The organism is Rickettsia aeschlimannii (assembly GCF_047973405.1).
GTDB classification, from domain to species: Bacteria; Pseudomonadota; Alphaproteobacteria; order Rickettsiales; family Rickettsiaceae; genus Rickettsia; species Rickettsia rickettsii.
On the sequence record NZ_JBFQGO010000001.1, the window covers coordinates 137,773 to 149,909 of the forward strand.

Consider the following 12,137-nt stretch of genomic DNA (forward strand, 5'->3'; position numbering starts at 1 on the left):
GTCTACGCTTATAGCGTCTTCTCGCAATGACGATAAAACTATACAGGGCGATACTATACAAATATAGGAGTAAAATAAATTATGAGCGTTAAAATTATAGTACCGTCACTTGGGGAGTCCGTAACGGAAGCAACTATTGCCAAATGGTATAAGAAAGAAGGCGATTCGGTTAAAACCGATGAATTACTGTTAGAAATCGAAACTGAAAAAGTGACTTTAGAGGTGAATGCTCCTTGCAACGGTACTATAGGTAAAATATCGAAAACTGACGGTGCAAATGTAGCAGTTGGTGAAGAAATAGGCGAAATAAACGAAGGGGCAGCTGCAAATACTACCGGTACTCATAATGAATCTGCTAAAGCTCAAGCAATGACGCAACCTACTTCAGAAAAACCTGCCGTGGCTAATAATACTCTTGCTCCTTCTGTACAAAAATTAGTTACCGAAAATAAGCTTGCCCCCAATAATATAAAAGGAACAGGTAGAGACGGTAGAATTACCAAAGGTGACGTGCTTGAAACAATAAACACTACAGCTACTTCTGCTCCTGCAATAAGTAAATCTAATGAAGAAAGAGTACAGCGTGTTCGTATGTCACGCTTGCGTAAAACTATTGCACAGCGTTTAAAAGATTCACAAAATACAGCAGCTATTTTAACTACTTTTAATGAAATCGATATGTCAAAAGTAATTGCTTTGCGTAATCAATATAAAGAAGAGTTTGAGAAAAAGCACGCTGTGAAACTTGGGTTTATGTCTTTCTTTGTTAAAGCAACAATTGAAGCTTTAAAGCTTATTCCGTCGGTAAATGCTGAAATAGACGGCGATGATTTAGTATATAAAAATTACTATGATATAGGTGTAGCTGTCGGAACAGAGCAAGGGCTTGTTGTACCGGTTGTTAGGGATGCCGATAAAATGGGATTTGCCGAAGTGGAGAAAGCTATAGGAATTTTGGCTAAAAAAGCTCGTGAGGGTAAGCTTTCTATGGCTGATTTGTCAGGTGGGACATTTTCGATTTCTAACGGAGGCGTATATGGCTCATTATTATCTACACCGATTATTAATCCTCCTCAATCAGGTATTCTAGGCTTACATAAAACCGAGGAAAGAGCTGTAGTTATAGACGGTAAAATTGGGATACGTCCGATGATGTATATAGCTTTATCTTACGATCATCGTATAATTGACGGGAAAGAAGGAGTATCGTTCTTGGTAAAAATTAAGCAGCTTATTGAGAATCCTGAAAAGTTATTGTTAGATTTGTAAAAAATTGTCATTGCGAGCAGCCGTAGGCTGCGTGGCAATCTCATGAAATAATAACCAAACTCCTGAGATTGCTTCGTCAATTGCTATGCAATTTCCTTGCAATGACGTGGTCCCGTTTTTACTCTTTGAAAAAAAGTAAAATCATTCAAAGGAAGGAAGTATATAAATGATAAAATGTACTCGTCGTATTGAGTTCGATGCAGGACATAGAATTATAGAACATCAAAATAAATGTCAATTCCTGCATGGTCATCGCTATGTTCTTGAGATCGCTATAGCCGCAAACAAAACCGATAAACTTGGTATGGTAATCGATTTTAGTTTAATTAAGGATTTAGCTAAAAAATGGATTGATGAAAATTTTGATCATAGCTTAATCCTACATCAAGACGATAAGGAAATGGGGCAGCAAATAGAAAATTGTACCGGTCAAAAAATATATTACATGCAAAATAACCCGACTGCAGAAAATATAGCAACGCATTTAAAGAATGAAATTTTTCCTAAACTTTTCGTAAGTCAAAACTTCTTCGTAACGAGCCTCAAACTATATGAAACACCGAATTGTTTTGTTGAGGTTTAGGCATGCAAGATTGCTGTTTAATTTTAACTACTACTAATGATTTACAAATTGCCGAGAAAATAGCATCTGTTTTGTTAGAATTAAATCTTACTGCCTGCATTCAAATTGACGATATCAAAAGTTACTTTAGATGGGATGGTAGAGTAACTTTAGAAACTGAATATAGACTTGTAATTAAAACAAAATCTTCTAATTATAACGAAATTGAAAATAAACTCCTTGAAATTCATAATTATGAATTACCGCAAATAATAAAAATAAATATTGACTATGGCTTTCAAAAGTACTTAGAATGGATTGACCAAAATAATAAATAAACTCATAGTTGAGCAAATTTAAAAATTAAGTAAGTAAATTATGAAATTATGGCAAAAAGTTACCTTAGGATTAATCTTAGGTATTATATATGGTATATACTTACCACAATATGTTAATTATATTAAACCTATCGGTGACATTTTCTTACGTTTGATAAAAATGATCATTACCCCTTTAATTTTCTTCAGTTTGGTTTCCGGTATCACTAGTATGAATGATAATTCTGCCCTTGGTAGAGTAGGAATGAAAGCGGTAGCCGCTTTTTTAGGTACTACTTTTTTTGCCACGGTTTTTGGACTCACTGTTGCCTTAGTATTAAAGCCAGGAGTAGGCATACATATAGATTTCACCTCTTCAGGAACAACAAGCAGAACTTCATTTAATATAATTGATTTTTTTGTAAATATCGTCCCTGATAATGCTATTGGGGCTTTTGCAAACGGTGATGTCTTACAAGTTGTATTTTTTGCTATTTTTGTTGGGATTACCTTAAACAAAATGAAATCTATCGGTGAACCTATTACTGATTTAATTCATGTAATATCAAAATTAATATTAAAAATAATATCGTTTGTTATTCAATTATCCCCTTACGGTGCTTTTGCTTTAACAGGCTGGATTGTAGGTATGCAGGGAGTTGAGGTAATGATTAGTTTATCGAAACTTGTTGTAGCGGTAGTTGTGGCGATGACATTCCAATATTTAGTTTTTGGCTTACTTATATGTGTATTCTGTCGTGTTTCACCTATACCTTTTTATAAGAAAAGTTTTGAGTATCAGATACTTGCTTTTTCTACTTCAAGTAGTAAGGCGACCCTTGCAACTACTATGCAAGTTTGCCGTGAAAAGCTTGGCATTTCAGAGTCTAGTACTTCATTCATACTTCCGATAGGTGCGTCAATTAATATGGACGGCTTTGCTATAAATTTATCTCTTACCACCATATTTTTTGCTCAGATGATGGGAGTAACGCTTGCTCCTCACGACTATTTAGTAATTATTCTCACCTCAACACTTGGATCTATCGGTGGTGCTGGTATTCCTGGTGCCTCTTTGATAATGCTTCCTATGGTTCTTTCTTCGATTCACTTACCTATAGAGGGAGTAGCAATTATTGCTGGTATTGACCGAATACTTGATATGCTACGTACTACTATCAATATTACAGGCGATGCAACAATTACTATGATTATAGATAACAGCGAAGATACTTTAGATAAGGAAGTATATTTATCTTAATGATATTGCTAACTAAGGCCAGACATTGTCATTGCGAGCAACTATAAGCATTGTTGTCTGGATTGAAAAATGCGTTTTATTCCCACGAAAGCAGGAATCCAAGGAAAAACAAAATTAAAATATAGTTATCAAAATCGTTTTGGTATTCTATCGCTAAAAATAACTGTGATATTAATTGGGAAAATATACCATTACAAAAAAATCCTTTTCAGATTGTTACTACTAAAGGTTTAATTCAAGCATTAAAACCTAAAACCATAATTGAATTTGGAAGTTTTAAAGGAGCTCCCGCCCTTTGGTTAGCAGATATACAAAGTTTATGAATATTTTCATAATAATATTTTTGAAGAAGGGGATTATTTCATCATTGAAGATACTAATATTGACTATAATAATGCGTGCTATGATGTTTGGAAGAAAATTTTAGATAAAAAAACTTGTATAGCAAAATTAGAAAATTTAAACAATAAAATCGTTAGATTAAACTAGCTGGTTGAAAGAAAACAAAGATTTATTTATATTTAGTAGATACAAAATATGTAGATCCTTTCGGTATTATTAGTGCTTCTAAAAAACCGTTTTACATAAAAGAGATAGCTATACTCCTAAATGGGATGGGAAAGACCGTTATTTTATTAGAATATATTCAGTGAAAGATATATAAACCACGGTATATTAGCAAAAACCTTGGATATGGGTATAATAACCATTATACCAGACGGCTTTATGTAAATCACGTAAAAACGTCATTGCGAGCATTCATAGAATAGTGGTAATTGTCCAGTAGATAGGATCTTGTTGCATGGATCGATTTTTCAGTTGTCATACCGCGACTTGATCACGGTATCCAGCTTAAAATACCAAAATTATTAGCATCATAAGTTGTTTTATAGATATAATAGTCAAACCACAGCATAACATCACATGCATTTGTCTGATACATGCAACAACATCGCAGTCGTAGACTGCATGGCACTCCCCCAAAAATAATAAAAAAATTCTGTAAATCAGAATTTTTTCTCTTCCTTACTTCGTCAATTGCTATGCAATTTTCTTGCAATGACAGAGACAGAACATAAGGCAGAAAATTAAGATAGGTTTTTATCCTAACTTGTGAAGTATAAATAGAAACACTACAAAAATTTAACAGTGAGAATTGAAAAGCTTTTTTATTTCTTTTTTCTTTTCTTTGTTTTGAGTCTTTATGCTATTTCTTTCTTTTATAATTTTCAGTTTAGTTTTAAATGGAACAACAAATAAAGCAGTATAGTATACTGCGTCAGAAGCATGTAAAGTTCTATTAGCATCCACCGCTATCCAATCTAAAGGCTCTTTTCCCTTTGAAATCTTTAATTTTTTGATCTGCTCCATATTCTAATAAAATACGAGTAGGTTCAACATTAAGATATGATGATGCATAATAAGGGAAGTCATTCTGGTTTTAGAATTTTGAACATTAGGATTAACACCTAACTTAAGCAAAAGTTTTATTAAATCAAGATTATTTCTTTCTGCGGTTAGCATCATTCCGGTAATACCGTCTTCATATCTTAAATTAGGACTCATTCCCTGATTAATTAAAAGTTCGGCAATTTCTGGCTTCATAAATCCTACATTTATATGGATTAAATTCATGGATGCACTACACTTTAATAAAAAATCGGCAATTTTTATATTATTATTCGATATAGCATAATCTCAAGGAGTCCAGCCCAAGTATGGTTGATTTACTCCATATCCCTCATCTAATATTTTTTTACTTCATCAATATTATCTGCTTTAATAGCATCTGCTATCGGTGTAATTGGATCCCCGACTTTTTGATCATACTCAACACCATTCACATATATCTTTTCGGTCTTAAACTCAAGTTTACATTCCATAATATGAATAGAAGAAATAATAAAAATAATTATAAACTTTAAAATTACTTGAATAATTCTCATATAATCAATCTAGGTACTATGTAGCTATGCAGCATTAAACCTTTATCGGTAAGATAGATATTTTTATCTAGTCTAATTAAGTCTAACGCTTGATAACGCTTAAGATTATTCATGTCTAAAATATTCTCTAATTTCGTGTTTAATTTCTGCTCTAATGTAGAAATATTTATACCTTTGCTAAGGCGTAAACCCATCATTAGCATTTCTTCAATAATCTCTTGATGTGTTAACTTAGTATTAGTTTGAATACCAACATTTTTTGTTTTAACCAAATCTAACCATTTTTCAGGTTTATGCCACATCATAATTGCCGATACCGAACTTGAGGATTCAATGATTCTACTATGAGCTCCGGGGCCTATACCTAAATAGCTATTATAATTCCAATAAGTTAAATTATGCAAACATTCATGCCCTATCATAGCATAATTGGATATTTCATATCTAAAATACTTTTTAGATTCTAGATAATGATTCGTCCATTCATACATTTCAGCTGCTGCATCTGAATGCGGCAAAATCAGATTACCCTCCTTAAATAATTTATAAAACGGCGTGCCTTTTTCGATAGTCAATTGATAAAGAGAAATATGCGAGGTAGCGAGCTGCATAGCTTGCTTTAATTCTTCTTGCCAGTCTTTTAATGTCTGACCGCTACATGCATATATTAAATCAAATGACACTCGTAGAAAAATCGTATTTGCCACCTCAATTGTTTTAATGGCCTGCACACAATCATGAGTTCTACCTAATTTTTTTAAATCGTCTTCTTTTAAGGATTGCACTCCTATTGAAACACGATTAATTCCGGCGGCTTTGAATGCTTTAAATTTTTCAGTTTCAAAGGATGTGGGATTAGTTTCTAGAGTTATCTCGGTTTGATTATCAATAATTGCTAGATTACTGATTTTATTTATTATTCCTTCAACTATTACAGGATTCATTAAAGAGGGAGTACCACCCCCAAAAAAAATAGATTTTATATATTTATTTTGAATAATATCCTTAAAATATTCAATTTCAGTTTCATAAGATTTAAGCCACTGATTATGATCTATTATAGTACTTGCCACATGAGAATTAAAATCACAATACGGACATTTTGACAAACAAAAAGGCCAATGAATATAAATACTTAAATCATTAGCCATAACTCTCATATTTTGTATTTTTGCTAGTGCTAACTTAGGTTTTGTGGACATTTCTAAAAATATTTAATTTTGGTTATTTTTTGCTACAAATTATAAGATTTTTTTGAAATATGAATAACTATTTCTACAAAAATCTTATAATTTGTAGCAAAAAATAACCAAAATTAAATATTTTTAGAAATGTCCACAAAACCTAGCATTTTCTTTGATTTTATTCAAGGTGTATGATAAAATACTATTCTAATTCAAAGAAAACTAAATAAAGCTTTTAATTTAATAGATATTATTAAAATTATGAAAAAAAATTATCCACTATTTTATAATTTTTTTATTAACTTTTTGTGTTCAAGATATGGGAAGTAATAATGAACAAATATATAACCCAAAAGACACTAAATTTCTAGAAGAAGCTGAAGCTCTAAAATGGGCAAAAGAGCGTACTGATAAAATAGAAAAGACTTGCCAATCTATGCCTACTTATAAGGTAGTTAAGAAAGAAATAGAATCTGTTTCCATGATCAAAGAAAAACTCCTTTTGGTGCTATACGTAAAAGTTACGTGTATAATTTTTGGATGGATTATAAAAAACCACAAGGGTTATGGCGTTAGGACATTGGTTGAGAATTACTCGAAAGATAAACCAAATTAGGAAGTTCTAATCGATTTTGATAAATTATCCAAAAAACTCGGTAAAAAAGTAATGTATCGAGGTGGGAGTGATTGTTTTCAAAACCCTAATCGTTTCTTAATTACCATGTCATTTGACGGTAAGGATGAGATGTTTTTTAGAGAATGGGATTTAGAGAAAAAAGATTTTGTAAAAAATGGTTTTGAGCCAAAAACAAGTAGCGGAAAATTACTAGAAGGTAAATCTACTGTCCCTACTTGGGTTGATCAAGATACTATTATATTTAATCCAGTTTTGTATCAAGAGGAAGTGACTGACTCTTTATATCCTAGCTCACTCTACATATGGAAGTGAGGAGAACCTATAGAGAAAGCCAAAAAACTATTTGAAATACAAAAGAATTATATACGTGTATCAGCCAGTAAGCTTTTATCCGATAATATTTCTTCATCTTTAATATTTATATCTGCAGATAAGGATTTTTATAATTACGATAATTATATTTTAGATACTAAAGATGAGAGCTTAAAATTACAAAAAATAAATATGCCATCAGATGCAACACCTGAAGGTTCTTTTAAAGAATATGTATTTTGGCTACTGCGTTCCGATTGGCAATTTAAAGATAGTACTATAAAACAGGTTCACTTGTTGCCATACACTACGCTGATCTTCTAAAAGAAGATAGCGATAAAGCTAGGCTTAAAAATATTATTTACCCCAACAGAAAGGGAAGTATTGTATCTTGTAGGAATTACTGAAGATACGGTATTTTTAACTAGCTATGAGAATGTTATTTCAAAAGTAGTAACATTTACATTAGAAAATAATTAATCGACAAAACCGGTAACTTTAAAACTGCCTTATGAAAATACAATTTTTGGTATTGTTGTCTGATGATGAGGAAGAAGATGCATTAATTACTATAAAAAATTCTATAGTTCCTCCAACTATCTATTTATGGGATAAAACTCATGAATTAAAAGTTATTAGAAAGCCTTTATATCCGTTTGATAGCAAAAATTATGTTGTAGATCAAAAGGAAGCTACAAACTCGGATGGAGTTAAAATACCATATTTTATTGTCTATAAAAAGGTACAAAATGATTAAGAATCCAACATTAATTGAAGCATACGGCGGTTTTCAAGTAATCAACTCTCCATATTTCTCTCGCATGGAAAATGAAGTATGGGTTAAACATGGCGGGGTTAGCCGTTCTTGCTAATATTAGAGGTGGCGGAAAGTTTGGTCCTGAGTGGCATAAGGCGGCTCAAGGAATAAAACGTCAAACCGGCTTGAATGATTTTATTGCAGTAGCAGAGGATTTAATAAAGCAAAATATTACTAGCCCTGAGTATTTAGGAATTAAAGGAGGAAGTAACAGCAGATTGCTAGTAAGTGTTACAATGACGCAGGTCCTGATTTATTTGGAGCTATAGCATGTGAAGTGCTGATACTTGATACGATATAAAGAATTCGGAGCAGGACATTCATGGGTTACAGAATATGGTGATCCAGCAAAAGTAGAAGATTTAGTACATATCAAAGAATATGCACCGCTAGAGAATTTATCTTTAAGGCAAAAATACCCAACTGTGTTAATTTACAGATTCAGTATTAGAGCAGCGTGTACACCCATGGCATGGAAGAATTCTTGAGTATGTGCTTGAGAAAAAACCCAAATACTAAAACTTACTTTCTAGAAAGCGTAGATAGTGGGCATGGTAGTAGTAGTGATTTAAAAGATAGTGCCAATTACTTGATCAATATTTATACATTTTTTGCAAATGCTTTGAAATTATGTTACTTAATTATACTACCGGATAGTTTAAAAAAACCGTCGATGTCATTCCTGCAAAGACACATGGGTATCAACTTAAGGAAAAGGGCACCCCGTGCCCCGTGGTTTGACCACAGAGTCTATATAATTTTAGTATTTTTAACTGGATCCCGCGATCAAGTTGGCATTGTTGCATGGATCGGGAAACCTACTCGATGTCATTCCCGCGTAGGCGGGAACCCAGAAAAATAACTTCAATATTGCTACAGAAGTTACATACTTGATAAAATAACCATATAAAAACTTGTTTTTATATGCTTGACTGGATTTCAGCCTTCGCAGGAATGACATAATGTAGATATAATATAAATTCAAGAAAACAATTTTCTAATTCCGCTACGTAATAGATTTTTAGGATTCATTTTACTGGCTTTTTTCATCATCTCGCTTATTTGTTTATATTGCTTTAGCAAAATATTTACCTTTTGTACCGTAGTTCCTGCTCCAGCAGCTATACGTTTCCTACGAGAAGCATTAATTATATCAGGATTTTTACGTTCTTTTGGCGTCATAGATAAAATAATTGCTTCTTGATGTTCAATTATTTTACTATTTAATTTTGATTGATCTATTTGATCCATAATTTTACCGCTACCCGGTAACATACTAAGTATACTTCCAAAATCTCCCATTTTTTTTATACTTCTCATTTGCTGAAGATAATCATTTAAGTCAAACTTACCCTTTTTTAATTTAGCTGCCGTTTTTTCGGCTTCTTCTCTATCAACGATACTAGCTGCTTTTTCAACAAAAGAGATAATATCACCCATATCCAGTATTCGAGAAGCTAAACATTTAGCATCGAATTCTTCTAAATCAGTTAGGTTTTCACCGCTACTTAAAAATTTAATCGGCTTTTTAGTAATATATTTTACACTGAGTGCTGCACCACCCTTGGAATCGCCGTCAATTCTAGATAAAATTAATCCTGAAATTTCTAACTTTTCATTAAAACTACTTGCTGTAACTACTGCATCCTGCCCTGTCATACTATCGATTACTAACAAAGTTTCTGTAGGTTCCACTATCTTTTTTATTGCAAGCGCTTCCTCCATCATCGCTTTATCAATGTGTGTACGACCTGCCGTATCATAAATTACGACATCATAAGCAGAAATTTTAGCCTCGGCAATAGCTCTTTTGACAATATCAAGTGGTTTCTCACCTTGCACAATAAGTAATGAATTAATCTGTACTGAGTTTGCAAGTATAGCAAGTTGCTCTTGTGCGGCCGGTCTGTAAGTATCCAAAGAAACAAGTAAAACTTTCTTATTTTGATTTCTAAGCCGTAAAGCAAGCTTACTACTCGCCGTAGTTTTACCGCTCCCTTGCAGCCCTACCATTAGGAAATTTACGGGCGGCTTTGAATTTAAATTTAGCTTTGTCTCACTTTCACTTGAAGCTAAGAGATTTATCATCTCTTCATGGATAATTTTAATTATCATCTGTCCAGGTGAAACAGACTTAATAACCTCCTGCCCTAAAGCTTTCTGTTTAACTTCCGCTATAAAATCTTTTATCACCGGTAATGCAACATCTGACTCTAAAAGAGCCACTCTTATATCCCGCATAGCAGCATCTATTTGGGCTTCCGTCAAAATGCCTGAGCTAACTAGCTTATCAAAAATCTTCGTTAAATTTTGTGTTAAAGTTTTAAACATGCAAATAATTTAATTTATAAAGTTCCTAAAACCTAATACATACTACGAGTAAATGAACAATAGTCAAAATAAAACATAAATTAAATTTATATTCTAGAGGGAAACCCCTTTCTATCTTGAATATCTATTAACTATTTTTAAAAAAAAGGAGTATATTCCTCTCAATATATTTTGTTGTTTTATGGATAACATAGAAAGGAACGTAGTGATATCATGTTAATTACTAGAAAACTCATTCACCACTAATATATAACTTGTTTTTAAGTCCAAATCATAATCAATGGTATTATATATTAACTTTTTTATGTCGGTAAATTTTTGCAGTAAATATGAAGGGTGTCTATTTGATAGTTTATTAAAAATCTTATTTTCCAAATCTAGAAGTTCAATATTAACGTTGGCAGATTTTTTAAGGATTCTATTCATTAATAATAATAAATTATCAATAAAATCTAGCCATAATTCTCGGTCTTTAGTAGTAAAGCGATTAATAAAATCTAACGTTTTGTTATCTGCTATCGACTGAATAAACTCGGAATATAATTCGTTTTTAGTATGATGGATAGATGATCTAACATTAATTTTAAAACATCTTGATCTAATTGTAGAAATAATACTTGCAGCTCTTGAAGTAATTAAAAAAATGTAACTATTCTTTGGTGCATCTTCAAGAATTTTTAAGCATGAATTCGCTGTATTCAAATTCATAAGATCCGCTGAATAAATTATTGCAACTTTATAACCTGAAATTGTAGAAGTTTTACTTAAGAAGTCTTGTAATTTTCTTATTTGTTCAATAGAAATATTTTTAGCATTAGATGTAGCTGAAGTTTCCCTAGCGATGAAATGATAATCAGGATTGTTTTCAAGAGGAATGCTATTCTTAAAAAGCTTAATATATATAAACTCTTCTAAATCTTTTAAAGCTTGCTCTATATTTTCGGCTTCGATAAGCCAACTATTGTATAGCTTATTATGTTTTAAGTTAAATTCTAGGCGTTCAATTATCAATGGTTGTAATATCATTATGAATTGTACTTAAGTAAGTATGCTATATCATTCCGGCTTTTGCAGAGCATTGTTGCATGAGCAGGTTTTTCTAGTGTCACCCCGCAAACTTGTAACGGGGTTCGGAAATTATTAGTACTGTAAATACGTTACTTCTTTTAATTACAAGCTTCTTTCATTTTTCTTCCGGCTCTAAAAGTAGGTTGATTGTAAGCATCTATTTTCATTTTTGCTCCGGTTTTTGGGTTACGCCCCTCACGTGCTTTTCTATGATGTATTTCAAATGAACCAAAACCTGTTATATTAATATTATGGTGGCTCTTTATAGCACTAATCACACTATCAAGAACTAAATTAAGTGCTTTCTCGGCCTCAGCTTTTGTTAATGTTTTATGTGAGGTATGACCATGGTCGGTCATAAATGCTATAAATTCAGTTTTATTCATTTTTTTTGGTTCTTTTTTGTTATGTGTACTCATAATAAAATCAACTC

General features: G+C 32.1%; 12 protein-coding genes and 1 pseudogene. 6 read left to right on the plus strand and 7 right to left on the minus strand.

What is annotated here, in order from left to right; translation table 11 throughout:
- The first annotated feature begins 81 nt into the window (after positions 1-81).
- From odhB to AB4K15_RS00840, 5 genes are all read left to right on the plus strand, one after another.
- A complete protein-coding gene (odhB, locus tag AB4K15_RS00820; RefSeq protein WP_500224740.1) occupies positions 82-1,269 on the plus strand; it encodes a 2-oxoglutarate dehydrogenase complex dihydrolipoyllysine-residue succinyltransferase in 1,188 nt (395 codons plus the stop codon).
- A gap of 166 nt (positions 1,270-1,435) precedes the next feature.
- Positions 1,436-1,852: a 6-pyruvoyl trahydropterin synthase family protein gene (locus tag AB4K15_RS00825; protein ID WP_032073912.1), complete on the plus strand. Its 417-nt coding sequence runs from the start codon at positions 1,436-1,438 to the stop codon at positions 1,850-1,852.
- Between the two features lie 2 nt (positions 1,853-1,854).
- A complete protein-coding gene (gene cutA / locus AB4K15_RS00830; protein ID WP_032073911.1) occupies positions 1,855-2,169 on the plus strand; it encodes a divalent-cation tolerance protein CutA in 315 nt (104 codons plus the stop codon).
- A 40-nt stretch (positions 2,170-2,209) separates the two neighbouring features.
- On the plus strand, positions 2,210-3,409 hold the full coding sequence (locus AB4K15_RS00835; protein ID WP_032073910.1) for a dicarboxylate/amino acid:cation symporter: 1,200 nt from the start codon (positions 2,210-2,212) through the stop codon (positions 3,407-3,409).
- A 170-nt stretch (positions 3,410-3,579) separates the two neighbouring features.
- Entirely contained in the window at positions 3,580-3,732 is a 153-nt protein-coding gene (locus AB4K15_RS00840; RefSeq protein WP_500225658.1) for a CmcI family methyltransferase, read from the plus strand.
- A gap of 820 nt (positions 3,733-4,552) precedes the next feature.
- Here the strand turns inward: AB4K15_RS00840 and AB4K15_RS00845 are convergent.
- The 4 genes from AB4K15_RS00845 to hemW are packed head-to-tail and all read right to left on the minus strand — an operon-like array spanning position 4,553 to position 6,557.
- Positions 4,553-4,780 carry a hypothetical protein gene (locus tag AB4K15_RS00845; RefSeq protein ID WP_084698788.1) on the minus strand — a complete coding sequence of 76 codons (228 nt, stop codon included), beginning with the start codon at positions 4,778-4,780 and terminating at the stop codon, positions 4,553-4,555.
- A gap of 3 nt (positions 4,781-4,783) precedes the next feature.
- Positions 4,784-5,098 carry an ankyrin repeat domain-containing protein gene (locus AB4K15_RS00850; protein WP_500224876.1) on the minus strand — a complete coding sequence of 105 codons (315 nt, stop codon included), beginning with the start codon at positions 5,096-5,098 and terminating at the stop codon, positions 4,784-4,786.
- Between the two features lie 56 nt (positions 5,099-5,154).
- On the minus strand, positions 5,155-5,355 hold the full coding sequence (locus tag AB4K15_RS00855; protein ID WP_032073909.1) for a hypothetical protein: 201 nt from the start codon (positions 5,353-5,355) through the stop codon (positions 5,155-5,157).
- Positions 5,352-6,557, minus strand: a complete 1,206-nt coding sequence (gene hemW / locus AB4K15_RS00860) for a radical SAM family heme chaperone HemW (protein ID WP_048751041.1) — start codon at positions 6,555-6,557, stop codon at positions 5,352-5,354. Before hemW ends, AB4K15_RS00855 begins: the two co-directional genes overlap by 4 nt.
- A 301-nt stretch (positions 6,558-6,858) precedes the next feature.
- Here hemW and AB4K15_RS00865 point away from each other — a divergent pair.
- A pseudogene (locus AB4K15_RS00865) lies at positions 6,859-8,936 on the plus strand (prolyl oligopeptidase family serine peptidase); the annotation flags it as partial.
- A gap of 350 nt (positions 8,937-9,286) precedes the next feature.
- Here AB4K15_RS00865 and ffh read toward each other — a convergent pair.
- The 3 genes from ffh to AB4K15_RS00880 all read right to left on the minus strand — a co-directional run bounded on the left by ffh (position 9,287) and on the right by AB4K15_RS00880 (position 12,123).
- A complete protein-coding gene (ffh, locus tag AB4K15_RS00870) occupies positions 9,287-10,636 on the minus strand; it encodes a signal recognition particle protein (protein ID WP_032073907.1) in 1,350 nt (449 codons plus the stop codon).
- A 216-nt stretch (positions 10,637-10,852) separates the two neighbouring features.
- Entirely contained in the window at positions 10,853-11,662 is an 810-nt protein-coding gene (locus AB4K15_RS00875; protein WP_500225271.1) for a DNA polymerase III delta subunit-related protein, read from the minus strand.
- Positions 11,663-11,802: 140 nt separating this feature from the next.
- Positions 11,803-12,123 carry an HU family DNA-binding protein gene (locus tag AB4K15_RS00880; RefSeq protein ID WP_032073906.1) on the minus strand — a complete coding sequence of 107 codons (321 nt, stop codon included), beginning with the start codon at positions 12,121-12,123 and terminating at the stop codon, positions 11,803-11,805.
- Between the last annotated feature and the right edge of the window lie 14 nt (positions 12,124-12,137).

Coding starts and splice junctions, on each gene's coding strand:
- ffh (WP_032073907.1), bottom strand. CDS start 10,636: ATGTTTAAAACTTTAACACAAAATTTAACGAAGATTTTTGATAAGCTA.
- odhB (WP_500224740.1), top strand. CDS start 82: ATGAGCGTTAAAATTATAGTACCGTCACTTGGGGAGTCCGTAACGGAA.
- AB4K15_RS00875 (WP_500225271.1), bottom strand. CDS start 11,662: ATGATATTACAACCATTGATAATTGAACGCCTAGAATTTAACTTAAAA.
- AB4K15_RS00825 (WP_032073912.1), top strand. CDS start 1,436: ATGATAAAATGTACTCGTCGTATTGAGTTCGATGCAGGACATAGAATT.
- AB4K15_RS00845 (WP_084698788.1), bottom strand. CDS start 4,780: ATGGAGCAGATCAAAAAATTAAAGATTTCAAAGGGAAAAGAGCCTTTA.
- cutA (WP_032073911.1), top strand. CDS start 1,855: ATGCAAGATTGCTGTTTAATTTTAACTACTACTAATGATTTACAAATT.
- AB4K15_RS00855 (WP_032073909.1), bottom strand. CDS start 5,355: ATGAGAATTATTCAAGTAATTTTAAAGTTTATAATTATTTTTATTATT.
- AB4K15_RS00835 (WP_032073910.1), top strand. CDS start 2,210: ATGAAATTATGGCAAAAAGTTACCTTAGGATTAATCTTAGGTATTATA.
- AB4K15_RS00880 (WP_032073906.1), bottom strand. CDS start 12,123: ATGAGTACACATAACAAAAAAGAACCAAAAAAAATGAATAAAACTGAA.
- hemW (WP_048751041.1), bottom strand. CDS start 6,557: ATGTCCACAAAACCTAAGTTAGCACTAGCAAAAATACAAAATATGAGA.